This window comes from Hymenobacter sp. BT559, from assembly GCF_017571525.1.
GTDB classification, from domain to species: domain Bacteria; phylum Bacteroidota; class Bacteroidia; order Cytophagales; family Hymenobacteraceae; genus Hymenobacter; species Hymenobacter ginsengisoli.
Genome location: NZ_JAGETY010000002.1, coordinates 243,639 through 261,315, shown reverse-complemented (window position 1 = coordinate 261,315; position 17,677 = coordinate 243,639). Strand labels below are relative to the sequence as shown.

The following is a 17,677-nucleotide window of genomic DNA, read 5'->3' as shown; positions in this document are numbered from 1 at the left end:
GCAGTTGAATTAATAATGACTAAAGCATTTTTATTCGTCCTAGGTATCGCTGTTGCGGTAGATGCCCACGCCCAAACCATCCACTCGCCCAACCACAAACTGGCGCTCACCTTCGTGCTGAGCGCGGCCGGCGAGCCCACGTACCAGCTGAACTACGGCACCAAAACGGTGCTCAAGCCTAGCGGGCTAGGCATAGACGTGAAAAACCAGCCCAGCTTTGCGAAGGGCCTGATGGTGGCGCGCATCGACAGCAGCCAGCACGACGATACCTGGACGCCGGTGTGGGGCGAAACCAAGACCATCCGCAACCACTACCAGGAGCTGGCCGTGACCTTGCAGCAGGCCGCGCCGGTCGGGCACCGGGTGGTACTGCGCTTCCGGGTGTTCGACGACGGGCTGGGCTTTCGCTACGAGTGGCCGCAGCAGGCGGGCTTCACCTACTTCGTGGTGAGCGGCGAGCGCACCGAGTTCAACCTGCCCGCCGACCACAAAGCATTCTGGATTCCGGGCGATTTCGACTCCAACGAGTATGCCTACACCACCTCGCGGCTGAGCGCCGTGAACACCACGCCCATCGAGCCCATTCAGGAGCGCGCCGCCCCCCAGCGGGTGCAAACGCCGCTCATGCTCAAGGCCGATAACGGGCTGTACGTCAACATTCACGAGGCGGCGCTGGTCAACTACCCGGCCATGATGCTGCACGTAGACACCAAAACGATTGGCCTGAGCAGCGAGCTGGTACCCGATGCTGTGGGGAATATGGCCTACTTGCAAGCGCCCGAGCACACGCCCTGGCGCACGGTGGTAGTGGCCGACAATGCCCCCGCCGTGCTAGCCAGCAAGCTCATTCTCAATCTCAACGAGCCCAGTACCATCGCTGACCCAAGCTGGATTAAGCCCCAGAAATTTGTGGGTGTGTGGTGGGAGATGCAAACCGGTAAGGCCGGCTGGAACTACGCCGACACCTCCAATATCAAGCTAGCCGGCACCGACTGGAACAAGCTCAAGCCCAACGGCCGCCACGGCGCCAACACCGCCAACGTGAAGCGTTACATCGACTTCGCGGCCGCCCACCACATCCCCGGCGTGCTGGTCGAGGGCTGGAACGTGGGCTGGGAAGACTGGGTCAATAACTGGAAGGAAGAGGTGTTTGACTTCGTGACGCCCTACCCCGATTTTGCGGTGGATGAGCTGCGCACCTACGCCGCCGCTAGGGGGGTAAATATCATCATGCACCACGAAACCAGCGGCTCGGCCACCAACTACGAGCGCCGCCAGGAGGACGCCTACAAGTTCATGAACGACCACGGCTACACCTCGGTGAAGACCGGCTACGTGGGCAAAATCATCCCGCGCGGCGAGCACCACGACGGCCAGTGGATGGTGAACCACTACGTGCGCACGGCCCAAAAAACGGCCGCTAGCCACATTATGGTCGATATGCACGAGTCGGTGCGGCCCACCGGCTTGCAGCGCACCTACCCCAACTGGCTAGCCTGCGAGGCGGCCCGCGGCAACGAGTTCAACGCCTTCAGCGAAGGCAACGCGCCCGAGCACGAGACGATACTGCCCTTCACCCGCTTCATGGGCGGGCCGATGGACTACACGCCCGGCATCTTCAAGCTCACCAACTACGAGCCCACCGGCAAGCGCCGCGTGCACACCACCCTAGCCAAGCAGCTGGCCCTGTACGTGACCTTGTACTCGCCCCTGCAAATGGCCGCCGACCTACCCGAAAACTACAACGCCTACCTCGACGCCTTCAAATTCATTGAAGACGTGCCCGTTGATTGGGACGACACCCGCATCCTGGCCGCCGAGCCCGGCGACTATATCACGACGGTGCGCCGCGCCAAGGGCAAAGACGAGTGGTACCTGGGCAGCATCACCGACGAAAACGCCCGCCAGCAGCCCGTCAAGCTCGACTTCCTCACCCCCGGCCAGCGCTACGAAGCCACTATCTACGCCGATGGCAAAGGTGCTGACTGGCAGAAAAACCCCGCTAGCTACCAGATTACTAAGCAGGTCGTCACCAGCAAGTCGGCCCTCGTGCTGAAGCTGGCGGCGGGCGGCGGCGCGGCCATCAGCTTCAAGCCGGTGGGCAAGTAAAGGTGGCCTAACGCCTAACTAAAAACGTCTGTCAGGCTGAGCAAGCTCAGCCTGACAGACGTTTTTAGTTGCTAAATGATTAATCGAAAGCTAGTTGGTGTTTAGTTAGCCCTCAAGCTGCGGCTGATGCCCAGCTCCAACCCCCGCAATTCCGCTAGCCCCCGCAAGCGGCCGATGGCCGAGTAGCCGGGGTTGGTTTTTTTATGGAGGTCGTCGAGCATCTGGTGGCCGTGGTCGGGGCGCATGGGTAGGCGCACCTGGCGCTGGCGCATTATCTGGATAAGCTCGCGCATCACGGCGGGCATATCCACGTCGCCTTCCAAGTGGTTGGCTTCGTAGAAGTTGCCCTCGGCATCGCGCTGGGTGCTGCGCAGGTGAATAAAGTGAATGCGCTCGGCAAACTGCTGCACCATGGCCGGCAGGTCGTTATCAGCCAGCACCCCAAATGAGCCGGTGCAGAAACACAAGCCATTGCGCAGCGACGGCACCGCCTCGGCCAGCGCGGCTACATCATCGGCAGTGCTCACCACGCGCGGCAGCCCCAAAATAGGGTAGGGCGGGTCGTCGGGGTGAATGGCCAGGTTCACGCCCACTTCCTCACACACCGGCACTATTTCCTGCAAAAACAGGATAAGGTGCTGGCGCAATTTCTCTGCGTCGATTCCCTCGTAGGCATCTAGTGCTGCCTGAAACTGGCCTAGCGTGAAGCTTTCCTCGCTGCCCGGCAGCCCCGCAATGATGTTGCGCTGCAGTAGTTGGCGCTGGTCGTCGCTCATCTGGGCAAAGCGCGTTTGGGCGCGGACCAGCTCATCGGCCGAGTAGTCGTGCGCCGCGGCTGGGCGGCGCAGCAGCAGCGTGTCGAAGGCCACGAAGGCCGCCTTTTCGAAGCGCAGCGCCCGCGAGCCATCGGCTACCGGAAACGCTAGGTCGGTGCGTGTCCAGTCGAGCACGGGCATGAAATTGTAGGTGACCGTGTAGATGCCGCAGGCCGCCAGGTTGCGAATAGACTGTTGATAATTAGCAATGTATTGTTGAAAGCTGCCGGTGCGGGTTTTGATATTCTCGTGCACCGGCACGCTTTCGACCACGCTCCAGGTCAGGCCAGCCTCGGCAATGAGCGCCTGGCGCGCTTGAATTTCAGCCACCGGCCACACCTCCCCGTTCGGAATGTGGTGCAGGGCTGATACTACGTCGGTCGCGCCGGCTTGCCGAATGTCGGCCAGGCTTACGGGGTCGCTAGGGCCAAACCAGCGCCAGCTTTGGAGAAGAGCCATTTTTTAGTCAGTTAGTAAAAAACTGTCCTTGCCGCGCTGCGCTCGCAAGGACAGCTGAAGAGTAAGCGAGTTGAAGGCAAGAAAAGCACTGGCTCACACGCCACTATAGGCATTGAAGCCGCCATCGACCAGCACCGTTTCGCCGGTTACGAAGCGAGAGGCATCGCTGAGCAGGTAGATGAGCGTGCCGGTCAGCTCCTCGGGTTCGCCGAAGCGCTGAAAGGGCGTGTTGGCGATAAACTTGCGGGCGCGGTCGGTGAGGGCGCCGTCGGCTTCGAGCATGAGAGAGCGGTTTTGCTCGGTGAGAAAGACGCCGGGCGCGATGGCATTCATGCGGATTTTGCCGCCGTAGCGCTGGCCCAGCTCCACGGCCATCCACTGCGTGTAGGATTCTATCGCGCTCTTGGCCAGCGTATAGCCGAGCACCCGCGTAAGTGGCCGCTGCGCCGTGATGGAGGAGATATTGATGATGGAGCCACGGCCCTGGCTGGCCATCACGCGCCCAAAAACGGTGGTCGGAATGACGGTGCCAAACAGGTTGAGGTCCACGGCCCGGCGCGTGTCGGCGATGCTCACGTCGAATAAATCCTGGCTAGGGCTCACGGTGGCGCCGGGCATGTTGCCGCCGGCCGCGTTCACCAGCCCGTCGATGCGGCCCCAGGTAGCGAGTATCTGGTCGCGGGCGGCTTCAAGCTGGGCAGTGTCGAGCACATCGGCGAGGATGACGAGCGCCTCGCCGCCCGCCGCCCGAATGGCGCTGGCCCGCGCCTCGGCCCGCGCGGCGTCGCGGCCCATCACCACTACTTTGGCGCCCGCTTCGGCCACGGCCAGCGCCATGGAGGCCCCTAGCACGCCGGTAGCGCCGGTGATAACAATGACTTTATCCCGTAAGGAAAATTGCGTCAGGGAAGACATGGATACTGAGGTAATGTAGTATTTTTCAATCGCCCGCCATGCTCATTTTTCGCCGTATTTGACGGCCTGCTGACGGTAGTATTCCTGCAGCACGTAGAAAGCCTTTTTCTTCGTGCCGGTGTTCGAAATCAAGCCCTTGCGGTTAAAGCCATTCTGATAAACCGGGTGCTGGCGGCGGGTGGCGCGGAAGTCGGTCAGAATCCAGGGCGTCATGCCGCGCAGGCCGGGGATGGTGCCCAGCATCTTGAGCTGGTTTACGTAGAGCGCCTCCTGGTATTCCTCGCTCCAGCGGGTGTTGGCGTCGCCGTGGTAGCCGGCCAGGGCATCGCCGCCAAACTCGCTAATCATCACCGGCTTGTTGTACTTGATATCGAATTTGTATTTCGTGATTTCGCTCGGCGCGCCGCCCCAGTACCAGCCGGCGTACTCGTTGAAGCTGGTCAGGTCGAGGTACTCGCCCAGGGGGTCATCCACGTGCATCACGTCGTCGGGCGTGCGGTGCACTTCTAGGGCGGCGGCCACGAGGCGGGTGTCGTCCAGCGAGCGGGCTTTTTTCACGAGGCTGGTCATGAATTTCAGGCGCGGGTCGCCGAGCGGCGTTTCGTTGCCCACCGACCACACCACGATGCTCGCCCGGTTTTTACCCATCGAAATGAGGTCGGAGAGCTGGGCTTCGGCGTTTTGGTAGGTAGCGGCATTTTCCCAGGCGATAGTCCAGTACACCGGCACTTCGGCCCACACCAGCAGGCCCATCTCGTCGGCTAGCCGCAGCATGATTTCGTTGTGCGGGTAGTGGGCTAGCCGCACGTAGTTGCAGCCCAGCTCTTTGGCCCAGGTGAGCAGCATGCGCAGGTCGCCCTCGCCGCGGGCCCGGCCCGGGATGAGTGGGTTTTCATCGTGAATGGAAATGCCGCGCAGGAACGTCGATTTGCCATTCAGCAAGATGTCCTGGCCTTTGGTCTGGATGGTGCGGAAGCCAATCTTGTCCTGCACCACGTCGCTGCCGCTGGCCAGGCTCACGACGTAGCGCCTGGGGTTTTGGGGCGACCACAAGCTCAGCTTCTTGGCCGGGAAGCGGAAGGTGGCGCGGCCGGCCGTGTCCGTTTTTAGGGTTTGCTTGAGGCCGGCTTCGGCGATGTTCAGCGTTACGGTCTGGCCGGCGCGGCCGGCGCCATTCAGTTGCACGTAGCCCATAAGGGTGCTAGGGTCGTTTTTGGCGAGCTGCACCTTGTAGTCCTTGATGAAGGTGCCGGGCGCCTCGGCGATGAACACGTCGCGGGTGATACCGCCGTAGTTCCACCAATCGGTGTTGATGGTTGGCACGGCGTCGGCGTGGCGGGTGTTGTCGGCCTTCACCACCACGAAATTGTCGCCGCTAGGGTCCAGTTTGCCCGTCACCTCAAATTGAATGGGCGTGAAGCCACCGCGGTGCATGCCCAGCTTCTTGCCATTGAGGTAGATGTGCGCCTCGTAGTTGATGGCCCCGAAATACAGGAAATACCGCTTGCCGGCCGTGGGCGTCAGCTTGAAATTGCGCTTATACCAGATGGTGCCTTCGTAATACAAGAGCTTGGGGTCTTGCGAGTTCCAGTCGCCGGGCACTTGCAGGGCGGCCGAGTGGTCGAAGTCGTACTCAATCAGCTCGGGCTCCTGCGCGTTGCTGGGCTTCTGGTTGTCGTAGTAGCCACCCTTGCCCGATTTCGACTGGTCGAAGGCTTCGCGGCGGTAGTCATAGAAACCGTTTTCGTAGGGGTCGATGATGTAATTCCAGCTGCCGTTGAGGCTGAGCACACGGCGGGCCGCCGCATTCTGGATGAGGCCCGACTGGGCCTGGACGCTGGGGCCAAAAGACAGGGCTAGCAGCAGGGCAGCCAACAGGCTGTGCCAAGAGCGGAAAAGCATAGGTGGGAAAAGGAGAGTGAGCGCGCGCCGACCGCCATTGCCCGGCCCTCGCAATGACAAGCAGCTGCAGTAAGAGTGGAATAAGTGTCGGCGTTCTGGTCGGGCCACGGCGGCAGTCTGCTCTGCGAAGTACAGCCTGTTGCCAGCTTGTTCCGGCTTCCGGATGGGGTTTATTTACGTAAACGTTTCCGATAGCCGGGGCTGCCAGGCCAGGGTGGCTAGGGTAGGTGTTTAATTTGCTCGGCAATAATGGCCGGCTTACCTACGCCCGCGTTGCTGCGCTCTTGTTGCTTTCTACCTGTTGCTGTTGCCATGAAAAATGTGAACCTCAAGCATTTGGCTGAGGAGCTGGGTTTGTCTATCGCCACGGTTTCGCGCGCCCTGCAAGACAGCCACGAAGTATCGGCCGCCACCAAGGAGCGGGTGCGCGCCCTGGCCGCCGAGCTCCGCTACGAGCCCAACGCCTACGCCAGCAGCCTGCGCCGCAACCAGAGCAAAACCATCGGCGTGGTCATCCCGAAGGTTACCAACCACTTCTTTGCCCTCGCCATCAACGGCATTGAGGAGGCCGCCCGCCAAAGTGGCTACCACGTGCTCATCTACCTCACCCACGACGATTATGCGCGCGAAGCGGCTATTATTCAGCACCTCAAGGGCGGACGCGTCGATGGTATTCTGCTGTCGGTAGCTAGTGGCACCGAGGATATTGCCCACCTCGAAAGCCTCCAAGACGCCAATATTCCGCTGGTGTTTTTCGACCGCGTGCGCACCGAAATTGCCACCGCCAGGGTTACTACCAACGACTATGAGAGCGGCTACCGGGCCACTGAGCACCTGCTCGAAGCCGGCTGCCAGCACATTGCACATCTGTTGATTTCCAATAGCCTATCTATCGGGCACAACCGCCACCAGGGCTACCTCGATGCCCTGGCGGCCCACGGCCGTCCCTACGACCCCGACCTCGTGCTCGCCGGCACCATAGACAACCAGCGCAACGTGCAGCTCATTGAGGAGCTGCTGCGTAGCCGCCCCGACATCGATGGCATTTTTGCCTCGGTCGAGCGCCTGGCCGTGGGCACCTACCACGCCTGCCAGCAGCTAGGCCGCCGCATCCCGGAAGACATCAAAATAGTGGGCTTTTCCAACCTCGAAAGCGTCTCGCTTTTCGACCCGCCGCTCACCACCATTACCCAGCCCGCCCACGATATCGGCTACGAGGCCGCCCGCATCCTGCTGCAAGCTGTGGAGAAAAAGCGCGCCGTGCTGCCCAGCCAGAGCGTGGTGCTAGATTCGGAGCTGGTGCAGCGCCGGAGCACGGCTACGGAGTAGGAGCCGAAGACCAGCCAGCTATGACCCTCAAAAGAGCGTCCTGCTGCGCTCGTCGAAGCACTTCTCCCGCGCCGCTAGGGCATCGTTTGTAAGAGAGGCTTCGACAAGCTCCGCAGGACGCTCTTTAGTTACTCACCCCAATGGTATCTGGCTACTTCACCAGCACCTCCACTGGCGCGCTGTGGCGGCCGTTGGGCGCGATGGCCACGGCCCGCACCGTGAGGCGGCGGCCGGTGGGCACGGCCAGCGGCTTGGTGTAGCGGTCGGTGGTTTCGTCGGGCAGCTTGCCGTCGAGCGTGTAGTGGATATGGGCGCCGGGCACCGCCGAGCGCAGCGTGAACACGGCTTTGCCGCCCTGCACCACCTGGCTGGTGCTGTCGAGGCCTAGCGGCTCGGGCACCCGGTAGTTCACTTTCTTGGCGTCGAGGCGGGCGTATTGCTGGCCCAGGCGGGGCGCAAAGTCGGCGTAGCTGCGCTGGGCGGCGGGCGTCCAGGCTACTTCCGACACGGCCAGCATGCGTGGAAAGAGCATGTAATCAGCCTTTTCGGGAGTCGTGACGTACTCGGTCCACAGGTTGGCCTGCACGCCCAGGATGTGGCGCTGCTGCGCGGCGGTGAGCTCGGCGGGCAGCGGGTTATAGCTGTATACCTTGGTCAGGGGCAGGTAGCCACCTATCATCAGGGGCTCGTAGGGGCTGTGGGGCTGCGGGTTCTGGCCGTAGTCGAGGTACACGTAGGTGGTGGGCGTCATCACCACGTCGTGGTCTTGCTTGGCCGCTTCGATGCCGCCTTTCTCGCCGCGCCAGCTCATCACGGTGGCGCCGGGCGAGATGCCGCCTTCCAGTATCTCATCCCAGCCGATGAGCTTCTTGCCCTTGCTGGCCAGGTACTTCTCGATGCGGCGGTTGAACCAGCCCTGCACCTGCTCCACGTCGGTGAAGCCTTCCTTTTTCATAAGCTCCTGCACCAGCGGGCTTTCCTTCCAGCGCGTTTTAGGGGCTTCGTCGCCCCCTATGTGCACGTAGCGGCCCGGAAACAGCTGGCTCACCTCGGCCAGCACATTCTCAAAAAACGTGATGGTGGCCTCGCTAGGGCACACAATGTCCTCATTTACGCCCCACATGGTCCAGGCGGTGTAGGGGCCGGGGCGGCAGGCCAGCTCGGGGTAGGCCGCCAGGATGGCCACCGAGTGGCCCGGCATCTCAATCTCCGGCACAATGGTGACGTAGCGGCGCTTGGCGTAGGCCACCACTTCCCGCACCTGCTCCTGGGTGTAGTAGCCGCCGTAGGGCGTGCCGTCGAATTTAAAGTCTTCTTTTTTTAGTTGCTGCTGGGCACCTATAATGGTTTCGGGCCGGTAGGCGCTGATTTCGGTCAGCTTAGGGTATTTCTTGATTTCGAGGCGCCAGCCCTGGTCGTCGGTCAGGTGCCAGTGAAAGGTATTGAGCTTGTAGGCGGCCAGCAGGTCGATGTATTTTTTGATAAACGCCACCGAAAAGAAGTGCCGGCTCACGTCGAGGTGCCCGCCGCGCCAGCCAAAGGCCGGCTGGTCCTGGATGCGCACGAACGGTACCCGCACCGCGCCCGCCGTGGCCTTGGCGGGCAGCAGCTGCAACAGCGTCTGGGCGCCGTAAAACAGGCCCGCGCCACTGGCCGCCGCAATGCGCACCCCGCCCTTGTCTACCGTCAGCTGGTAGGCTTCGGGGCTGGTGCCGGCCGGCGCGGGCCCTAGCCGAATCTGAGCCGCGGCGGCGCTGCTGGTGAGCGTAGCCGTGCGGCCCAGCGCCGCCAGCTGCTCGCGCAATAGCTCGGCCACGTTGCGCGCATCGGCGGTGCCGGCGTAGATGCTGACTTTGGCGGGCAGCGCGTAGATGCCGGCCGAAGTTTGCACGCTGCGCGGCAGCGGCACTAGGCTCAGGCTAGGGGTTTGGGCCGCGGCGGGGCTAGCCAGAGCCAGGGCAACGAGCAGCGCGGAGGGGAATTTTAGCCGCATAGCGAGTGGAAGCAGGGGAAGAAGGATGGAAATATTGGCTATCTGGGCATCAAAAGAACATCATGCGCGGCTGGTATTCGCCTGATGCAGTAGTGACGGGCTGGCAATAGGGCTAGCAGTCGGTGCCTGCACGCCGCTGCGGGCCAGCTCTTCGCCCTGCCCGATAGGAAGGCAGCGTAGAATTAGGCAAGGTCGCTACCCAAAGAACTGGTGTCGACTTGTGAAAGCATTCCGGGATAAATGCTACTGGTCAGCTGCTTGGGCTTGCTGCCGTAGAGGATGCCTTGCTTAGCTGAAAAGCAGGGGACTTTTTGTAGCAAGCTGATAGCCAGTAACCAATACCTTGCTAATATCGTTATGTATATCTGGTTTGGGCAGAAACTGATTTAGCAAACACCGCAATGGAAAACGTGGAAAAATCAAGTTCGACGCCAAGCTCGGCGATATCGGTATTAAAGCGGCTACACGTCAATGTCATCGGTGAGAAGAAGCCGCCGGTACTCTTCTGCAATGGGTTCAATTGCAACCAGCATATCTGGAATTATCTCACCCCCGCCCTGGCCAGGCACTACCAGCTTGTCTTCTTCGACCAGATGGGCACCGGCGGCTCCGACGTAAGCGCCTACGATGCCCAGCAGTACGCCACCCTGGCGAGCTATGCCGGGGATGTAGTGGCCATTTGCCAGGCCCTCGACCTGCACGATGCCGTGGTAGTGGGGCATTCCATTGGGGCGATGATTGGGCTGCTGGCTGCCGTGCAGGCGCCGCAGCATTTTTCCAAAGTAGTGCTGCTGGCGGCTACGCCCCACTACCTCAACGAGCCGGCTTACCACGGCGGCTTCGAGCGCGCCGACCTGCTCGCCCTGCTCGACGAGATGGACCGCAACTACCAGAGCTGGGCTACCACCTTCGCCACCCTGCTCATTGGCCCCGGGCAGCCGGCTTCTCTAGGGTACGAATTGGCGGGCTATTTCTGCCAGGCCGACCCCACCATTGCTAAGCAGTTTGCCCGCATTGGCTTTCTGGCCGACAACCGGGCCGACTTGTCGCGCCTGCACCTGCCCACGCTGCTGCTCCAGTGCTCGGAAGACGTAGCCGTGCCCGAAGAGGTAAGTGCCTACATGCTGGCCCACCTGCCGCAGGCTCAGCTGGTGACGCTGCAAACCACCGGCCACTGCCCGCACCTGAGTGCGCCGTTTGAGGTGGTGGCCGCGCTGCGCGCATTTATCGGCTAAATGCGCTGCTAACCAGGCAGACGCCCTTTTCTTTTACCCCGGCCAGCAGCGCAAAAGCCCCTTTGCAGCCCGCCGAGCTGGCTAGCGCAGCGGGCGAATCTTTAAGCTGCGGAAGGATACCTGGAAGCCGTGGTCTTGCAAGAGTAAGTGCCCCGCCGGCGCCTCGCCAAAGCCGGGCCACACGTGGTATTTGCTGCCGGCCACCAGGCTGCGGAAAGCCGCCGAGCCGCGGTCGTATTCCAGCACTTTTACGCCATTGAGGTAGTGCTCGACGTGGTTGTTGGGGTAAACCACCACCCGTCCCACGTTCCAGGCGCCGATGGGGCGCTGGCAGGCGGCGGGCTTGACGGCCGGAATCAGGTCGTAGAGCGAGGCGAGCGTGCGGTTGCCGTTGTGGCCTAGCTGGGCATCGGGGTGGCGGGCATCGTCGAGCAGCTGGTATTCGAGGCCAATGGGCGAGCCGGGCGTTTGCTCGGCCAGCGTCACGAAGTAGATGAGCCCGCTATTGGCCCCCGGCGTGAGCTGAAACTCAAACGAAAAGTCAAAGGCGCTGTACATCTCCCGCGTGATGATATCGCCGCCATTGGCCGACTCTTTGCCGTCGGCCGCCAGGGTTGTCAGGGTGCCGTCGGCCACCCGCCAGCCGTGGGTCGGAAACTCGGGGCCTTTCGCGCTGCGCCAGCCCTGGGTGGTGCGGCCATCGAAGAGCAGCTGCCAGCCGGCACGCCGCTCGGCGGCCGTCAGGGTATTGGGCCGACTGGAGGCGAAGGCCGGGCGCGCGGCCAGGCTGGCCGAGGGCGATGGCCGCAACCAGCCGAGGCTAAGCAGGCCTGCGAGGCCCAGGGCCGCATAAAGCGGCCACCGCGAGGTGAGCAAGGACATAAGAAGCAGCTAAACGAATAGTTCGAAGGTAGCGCCACTAAGCCCGGCGTGGCGCCTTCCGACTACTAAGGTGCTTGGCGCGTTCGGCGTAGCCCCTGCGCGCCCTACCTTTCTGCCCTACAAGGAGCCTGCCCTACAACGCTGACCTCATGCCAAGAATACTCTGCCTCACCGCTGGATGTTTGTTGCTCACGGCCCGCTTGCTAGGGGCGCCCATTACGTTGCTTTCCCCCGATAAGCGCATTAGCGTGGCCGTCGAGCTGAAGGAGAAAATCAGCTATTCGGTGGCGTTGGCCGGCACCCCGCTGCTGCAAGATGCTTTCCTGCAGCTTAACCTGGCTAGCCAGCGCCTGGGCGAGCAGCCGCAGTTGCGCAAAAAGTCGGTTTCGGCAGTGAACGCCACTTCGCAGCCCGTAGTGGCCTTTGCGAATAGTACCGTCCACAACACCTACAACCTGCTGAAGCTGGAGTTTAAAAACGATTTCAGCGTCGAGTTTCGGGCCTACAACGACGGGGTGGCCTACCGGTTCATCACCAACAAGCCCGACTCGGTGGAAGTCAGCAGCGAAGACGTGCACCTGCACTTCGCTAGCCCCGTCGAAACGGCCTACCTCGAAACGGGCAGCTTCAAAACGGCCTACGAAATCCTGTACCAGCGCCAGCCCTTGCAGGCCGTGAGCCGCGAGAAAATGAGTGTGCTGCCGATGCTCTTTGCCACGCCCAAGCTTAAAGTGCTATTTTCGGAAGCCGACCTCTACGACTACCCCGGCCTGTTTGTGAAAGCCGTGGATGGGCAAACCGTCGCGGCCACGTTTCCGAAGGCGCCCGTGCAGGTTGGCCCCGATGGCGACCGCAGCGTCAAGATTGTGCGCGAAGCGCCGTACCTGGCCAAAACGGCGGGCCGGCGCTCGTTTCCGTGGCGCTTCCTGGTCATTACGGTACACGATACCCAGCTGGCCGCCAACCAGATGGCTTACAAGCTGAGCACCCCCAACCAGCTGACAGAAACCAGCTGGATTAAGCCCGGGCAGGTGACCTGGGAGTGGTGGCACAACGCTTACGTGTACGGGGTCGATTTTAAGTCGGGCTACAACCAGGACACCTACAAGTACTACATCGACTTTGCGTCCCGGTTCGGCATTCCCTACATCCTCATGGACGAGGGCTGGGCCAAAACGACGCTTAACCCCTTTGAGCCCAACCCCACCATCAACCTGCAGGAGCTCATTGCCTACGCCAAAAGCAAGAACGTCCGGATTCTGCTGTGGTTTACCTGGCTAGCCGTGGAAAACAACCCGAGCGTGTTTGAAACGCTGGAAAAGTGGGGCATCGCGGGCATGAAAATCGATTTCATGGACCGCAGCGACCAGTGGATGGTCAACTATTACACCCGCGTAGCCCGGCAGGCGGCCCAGCACCATTTGCTGGTCGATTTTCACGGCGCCTTCAAGCCCGCCGGCTTAGAAGTGGCGTACCCCAATGTGCTGTCCTACGAAGGCGTGATAGGCATGGAGCAGAACATCGGTGGGGGCCTGGCCACTCCCAAAAACAACCTGTTTCTGCCGTTTCTGCGCAACGCGGTAGGTCCCATGGACTACACGCCCGGCGCCATGCGCTCGGCCCACCCCAAAGACTACCGCCCCAACTGGGTGAACACGATGAGCATCGGCACCCGCGGCCACCAGCTGGCCATGTACCTCGTGTTTACCAGCGGCTTGCAGATGCTGGCCGACAACCCCTTCAACTACCTGCGCGAGCCCGAAACCACGTCCTTCATCACCGCCGTGCCCGGAACCTGGAACGAAACCCGCGTGCTGGAAGCAGCCGTGGGTGACTACATCGTCACGGCCAAGCGCAAGGGCACCACGTGGTTTGTGGGCGGCATGACTGCCGAAAAGGCTCATGAAGTGACGCTGCGAACTGACTTTCTGGACAAGGGCAAGCACTACCAACTGACTTTAATCAAGGATGGCGTCAATGCCGACGTGCAGGCCATGGACTTCAAGCGCCTCGTGCAGCCCCTGCAAGCCGGTGAAGCCATCACCCTGACCATGGTGCCCGACGGCGGTTTCGCCGCCCGCATAGAGCAGGTGCCCTAGCGGATAACCTGAAAGGCCCTGGGCGCCCGCTAGGCCTTCTGGTGCCTGCTGGCGCTGGGGCTACTGGATTGGGTAGGGGGCGGCTTTTTGTAAAGCCAGCAAGGTTTTATATCAACTCTAAGGGATTTTTATAAAGCTGCTGGCTTTCTGAGAAAGAGGCATTTACTTGCGGGTATAAAGCGCTGTTACCTGTACTTTTCCTAGCTGTGTTGCCTAACCAACTCAAGGGCATGTCTACGGCCGAGGCGGAGAAGCGGGCGCGTCATAAATATCACTAAAGAGATTTGCAAAATTGTGAATAGTATAATAGCATCATGGCAGAGCGGTGTGGGCGAAGTGCAATTTCTTCTGGCAATAGGCCTTTTTTTTAATAATAAACTTTATAGGTAGTAATACCTATTCAATAGGTTATGTGCCAATCAGCCTCCTTGCTAAAGATGATTCAAAACTGGCATTCACTTTTGCACTGAGAGTTGCTACACCAATTGTTTATTTAATAATCATATCAAGAGTATTATACTATTTTAAACTTGATTCTTTTGTGTTTAAGTTTTATCTCGTTAGTATTTATTATCTAATTTTTAGATACATCATTAACGCAGTAGAGGGAAGATTGAGCCTTTTAAATTGGGGAAGGCAGATTATCTATTCTCTATCAATAATATTCCTTTCATACTTTTTTTACGACAAATTTATAAGCAGTAAGAAAAATCTATTGCCTGATTTTTCCAATCTTGCTAATGAAATGTGGATTATAATAATACTGTTTGTTTATAAAATCATTAATGACTTAGATGTCTCAGTTAAAGGGGCTGAAAAAAGAAAGTCTAGATATATTTTTAAAAAATATATTTTGTTTAAAACGAAATATGGAAAAATTATAGATAGTCAAGTTGATAACGATATTTTGAAGACAATTATCTACGCGATTATTATTTATGAAAATTTTAACAGGTCCAGGCTTGTTCGTGCAGTTGAGAATGTGAGTTACTTTATAATAAAAAACCTCACACGTTAGGGTTGATGCAAGTAACTACCAATGAGTTTATTGATGACAAGAGAACGCGTAATTCTTGGCATCAGGAAAGTAAAGCAGGATTACGCTGAATACTTAATTTCTATGCAATTAAACCAATGGACTGTTTATGCATCAGATGACCCTGCGTACCGGACGAGTATAGCTCGGCGTGAAGTGATTTCTAAATACAATACTGGCGATGAATACGTTAATGAAGTAGATGGCATTGCTGAGAAGATAATAGAGAAATTTTACTCTAATACGAAGGATGTTTTAGACCCAGTTTCTCAAAATCCCGAGGTTGTATAGACCTAAAGGACCTGTGCAAGCACAAATCTGTGGCATATCTACCGGCCCAGTGATACTTGGGCTAGGATGAAAATACTGTTGCTACTGCACACAAAAAAGCCCCGCCTGTTGGTCGGGCTTTTTTGTATGCAGTAGGGGAGGCTAGGAGATACTCAGGCGGCGGGCCTCATCTAGCCAGCAATGAGGCAGCCTAAAACCAAAAGGCCCTTTCTCACGCAGGAGAAAGGGCCTTTTTACTACTTCCTAGTACCTGGAGCCGGAGTCGAACCGGCACACCTTGCGGTAATGGTGTTTGAGACCATCGCGTCTACCGGTTCCGCCATCCAGGCAACTACTCCGCTCGGCCGGTAACTCACGAGCGGGCCGCAAAGGTAGCCAGCTGCTGCCGAAGCCGCAACAGATAGCGCTTTTTTAAATAGTAGGTCTTTACCTGGGCTAGCGCGGCCGGGCGGTGGTCGGCGGGCAGGCCCGCGTAGCCAGCCAGTACGGGTTGAATGCCAGTATCGAGCGTATCGGCCAGGGCCGTTACCTCGGCGGCCAGCTTGGCGGTGGCCGCCGGGTCGGGCTCAAACTCCAACTCCATCAGCTGCTCGTTCAGCTCCATCACTTCCATCAGGAAGTCGGGCGGCAGCTGGTTTTGGGCGCTGCCTTCCTCCAGCAGGCCGTGCTGGGCTAGCAGGTAGGCCATGCGCCGGTCGGGGTCGGCGAGGGTGCGGTAGGCGTCGGTGTTGAGGGTGCTCAGGCGCAGGGCCTCGGCCTGGGCCGCGGGCGTGTCCTGGGCGTGAAAATCGGGGTGCAGCTCGCGGCTGAGCTGGTAGTACTTGGCCTTAAGGGCGGCTTCGTCGAGCAAAAACGCCTCGGGCAAGCCGTAAAACGCGAAGTAATTGGAAGAGTCGGGCATGAGAAAGGGCCGCACGCGGGCTAGGGTAGGTACCTGACACTACAGGCGGCCCCGGCCATTGGTTGAGAAAAGCCGGTAAAAAACTAGGCGCCCTCGGCGGCGCGCACCACCGAAAACGCCTGGGCGGGGCTAGCCAGCAGGCGCTTGGTGGCCGGCCACACCTCGCCAAAGAGCGCCGAGCGGCGGTAGGCATCGAGGGCCGCGGCATCGTCCCAGTGGCTGTAGGTGCAGTAAATGTGGGGCTGGTCGGCGTCTTGCCACAACTCGAGGTGGCGACAGCCGGGCTGCTGCCGAATGCGGTTTTCCGACTCTCTGAACAGGTGCAGAAAATCGGCCACGCGGGCGGGGTCTAAGGTCAGGCGGACAATACGAATAAGCACGATGCGGGAGTTTTGCGACAAAATAACGGTCCTGGCGGCCAGCCGTGGCGAGCACGAGGTCAACCCGCTAGCCTCCTGCCCGTATACCAAAACTTCTACCTCATCATTTACCGTATTCCTTATGCGTTACGCTCCACGTGCCCTTTGGCTGGCCGCCCCGGCCCTAGCGGCCCTGTCTTTCCTGGCTTCTTGCAGCGACAAGCCCAAAGAAACCACTACCGAAAACACTGCCGTAGTAGTGCCCAGCGAAGCCAATTCGGCCGCCGACAGCTCGGCTACTGTAAAGGCCGATTCGACAGCTGCTCCCAAGCAGTAAGCTAGGCCCTAGTTACTTAAAAAGCCCGGTTGCAGCGTTGCAGCCGGGCTTTTTTATGTAGAGGCTATTAGAAAGCGGGCCGCGCCGCACTTTAGCTCATTCTGCGAAGCGTACATCGACCTGCGAGTCGAAATACAGGCCTAGCAGCTCGCTGGCGTGCCCCTGGTTGATGGCTACCGACAGGCAGCCCTGGGGGTTGAAGGTGCACACGATTTCGCCGGGCGGGGCCGCCGCAAAGTGCGGGCGCAGCTCGCGAACCACTTCGCGGCCAAAGTGCACGGTGGCCGCGCGGCCCCGGCCCACCACCTCCACCGCCTCGCGCGAGATGTTGGTAATCAGGTTGCCGTAGTGGTCTACGTGCACCACGTGGCCGGTAATGCGGTTGTCCTGCAGGCGCACTTGCCGGTTAGTGAGCAGGTACAAGTCGTTCACGGGCTGGCCCAGGCTACTCAGCGGCTGCCCCAGCGCCAGGCGCACGGCGGCCGGCGCCAGAATGTTGCGCGTAGGGTTCAGGGACACGGGCTGGAGGTTGCCGGCGGCCAAGACTGGGCTAGCCGGCCCGGCTGCCACGGCCGGCGGTTCGAGGCGCACCAGCTGGGCCGGCACGCCATCGCAGAGCAGCGGCAGCAGGCCATTGTCGGCGGCCACGAAGTAGTGGCCCTCGTGCTCGGCAGCGTGCCAGGCGGGCGTGGCCACGGCGCCGGCCGCGCTGGCGCCGTAGTCGCTCACCGTAATGAGGTGCGTAGTGCCCGCTGGGAAGTCACGAAATACGGCCCGGAGAACGTGCACGGCGTGCGCGATGTTGTAGGGTTCAACGCCGTGGGTGAGGTCCATCACCGGCAGCGTGGGGGCCAGGTGCAGCAAACGGGCCTTGAGCGCGGCCACATAGTGGTCGCGGTAACCAAAATCCGTAAGCAGTGTCAGTACCCCCATGCCCGCAGTTGCCAGGTTCTTCGTAGTATTGTTTAGTTGGCGGGCTAGCTAGCCCGCGCGGCTGCAAAAGTAGCCTGATTTC

General features: G+C 60.0%; 15 protein-coding genes and 1 tRNA gene. 7 read left to right on the top strand and 9 right to left on the bottom strand.

Annotated features, from left to right (window positions below):
• Window positions 1–15 precede the first annotated feature (15 nt).
• The gene (locus J4D99_RS03715) at window positions 16–2,109 is read left to right on the top strand and encodes a glycoside hydrolase family 97 protein (protein WP_208130365.1); all 2,094 of its coding nucleotides are present in this window, start codon (window positions 16–18) and stop codon (window positions 2,107–2,109) included.
• A 101-nt stretch (window positions 2,110–2,210) separates the two neighbouring features.
• On the opposite strand, the gene uxuA is transcribed toward J4D99_RS03715, so the two are convergent.
• The 3 genes from uxuA to J4D99_RS03700 all read right to left on the bottom strand — a co-directional run bounded on the left by uxuA (window position 2,211) and on the right by J4D99_RS03700 (window position 6,200).
• Entirely contained in the window at window positions 2,211–3,383 is a 1,173-nt protein-coding gene (gene uxuA / locus J4D99_RS03710) for a mannonate dehydratase (protein ID WP_208130364.1), read from the bottom strand.
• Window positions 3,384–3,476: 93 nt separating this feature from the next.
• The gene (locus tag J4D99_RS03705; RefSeq protein ID WP_208130363.1) at window positions 3,477–4,298 is read right to left on the bottom strand and encodes an SDR family oxidoreductase; all 822 of its coding nucleotides are present in this window, start codon (window positions 4,296–4,298) and stop codon (window positions 3,477–3,479) included.
• A 42-nt stretch (window positions 4,299–4,340) separates the two neighbouring features.
• Complete coding sequence (locus J4D99_RS03700) at window positions 4,341–6,200, bottom strand: glycoside hydrolase family 2 protein (protein ID WP_208130362.1); 1,860 nt, start codon at window positions 6,198–6,200, stop codon at window positions 4,341–4,343.
• Window positions 6,201–6,512: 312 nt separating this feature from the next.
• Between J4D99_RS03700 and J4D99_RS03695 the strand changes: the two genes are divergently transcribed.
• Window positions 6,513–7,529 carry a LacI family DNA-binding transcriptional regulator gene (locus tag J4D99_RS03695; RefSeq protein ID WP_208130361.1) on the top strand — a complete coding sequence of 339 codons (1,017 nt, stop codon included), beginning with the start codon at window positions 6,513–6,515 and terminating at the stop codon, window positions 7,527–7,529.
• Window positions 7,530–7,680: 151 nt separating this feature from the next.
• On the opposite strand, the gene J4D99_RS03690 is transcribed toward J4D99_RS03695, so the two are convergent.
• On the bottom strand, window positions 7,681–9,522 hold the full coding sequence (locus tag J4D99_RS03690) for a beta-N-acetylhexosaminidase (protein ID WP_208130360.1): 1,842 nt from the start codon (window positions 9,520–9,522) through the stop codon (window positions 7,681–7,683).
• 401 nt (window positions 9,523–9,923) lie between these two features.
• Between J4D99_RS03690 and J4D99_RS03685 the strand changes: the two genes are divergently transcribed.
• Window positions 9,924–10,757 (top strand): alpha/beta fold hydrolase, encoded by an 834-nt coding sequence (locus J4D99_RS03685; RefSeq protein ID WP_208130359.1) that lies wholly within the window; start codon window positions 9,924–9,926, stop codon window positions 10,755–10,757.
• Window positions 10,758–10,838: 81 nt separating this feature from the next.
• Here J4D99_RS03685 and J4D99_RS03680 read toward each other — a convergent pair whose 3' ends face one another.
• Window positions 10,839–11,639 (bottom strand): 3-keto-disaccharide hydrolase, encoded by an 801-nt coding sequence (locus J4D99_RS03680; RefSeq protein WP_208130358.1) that lies wholly within the window; start codon window positions 11,637–11,639, stop codon window positions 10,839–10,841.
• A 149-nt stretch (window positions 11,640–11,788) separates the two neighbouring features.
• Between J4D99_RS03680 and J4D99_RS03675 the strand changes: the two genes are divergently transcribed.
• The 3 genes from J4D99_RS03675 to J4D99_RS03665 all read left to right on the top strand — a co-directional run bounded on the left by J4D99_RS03675 (window position 11,789) and on the right by J4D99_RS03665 (window position 15,065).
• Entirely contained in the window at window positions 11,789–13,738 is a 1,950-nt protein-coding gene (locus J4D99_RS03675) for a glycoside hydrolase family 97 protein (RefSeq protein WP_208130357.1), read from the top strand.
• 412 nt (window positions 13,739–14,150) lie between these two features.
• Window positions 14,151–14,756 (top strand): hypothetical protein, encoded by a 606-nt coding sequence (locus tag J4D99_RS03670; RefSeq protein WP_208130356.1) that lies wholly within the window; start codon window positions 14,151–14,153, stop codon window positions 14,754–14,756.
• Between the two features lie 102 nt (window positions 14,757–14,858).
• Window positions 14,859–15,065 (top strand): hypothetical protein, encoded by a 207-nt coding sequence (locus J4D99_RS03665; protein WP_208130355.1) that lies wholly within the window; start codon window positions 14,859–14,861, stop codon window positions 15,063–15,065.
• Between the two features lie 247 nt (window positions 15,066–15,312).
• On the opposite strand, the gene J4D99_RS03660 is transcribed toward J4D99_RS03665, so the two are convergent.
• The 3 genes from J4D99_RS03660 to J4D99_RS03650 form a co-directional block, all read right to left on the bottom strand.
• Window positions 15,313–15,394: transfer RNA gene (locus J4D99_RS03660), tRNA-Leu, on the bottom strand.
• Window positions 15,395–15,417: 23 nt separating this feature from the next.
• Window positions 15,418–15,966, bottom strand: coding sequence for a Fe-S protein assembly co-chaperone HscB (gene hscB, locus J4D99_RS03655; RefSeq protein ID WP_208130354.1), 549 nt, complete (start codon window positions 15,964–15,966; stop codon window positions 15,418–15,420).
• Window positions 15,967–16,049: 83 nt separating this feature from the next.
• Entirely contained in the window at window positions 16,050–16,346 is a 297-nt protein-coding gene (locus J4D99_RS03650; RefSeq protein WP_208130353.1) for a putative quinol monooxygenase, read from the bottom strand.
• Window positions 16,347–16,467: 121 nt separating this feature from the next.
• Here J4D99_RS03650 and J4D99_RS03645 point away from each other — a divergent pair, with 121 nt between their 5' ends.
• Entirely contained in the window at window positions 16,468–16,662 is a 195-nt protein-coding gene (locus J4D99_RS03645) for a hypothetical protein (RefSeq protein ID WP_208130352.1), read from the top strand.
• Window positions 16,663–16,758: 96 nt separating this feature from the next.
• On the opposite strand, the gene J4D99_RS03640 is transcribed toward J4D99_RS03645, so the two are convergent.
• The gene (locus J4D99_RS03640; protein WP_208130351.1) at window positions 16,759–17,595 is read right to left on the bottom strand and encodes an SAM hydrolase/SAM-dependent halogenase family protein; all 837 of its coding nucleotides are present in this window, start codon (window positions 17,593–17,595) and stop codon (window positions 16,759–16,761) included.
• Between the last annotated feature and the right edge of the window lie 82 nt (window positions 17,596–17,677).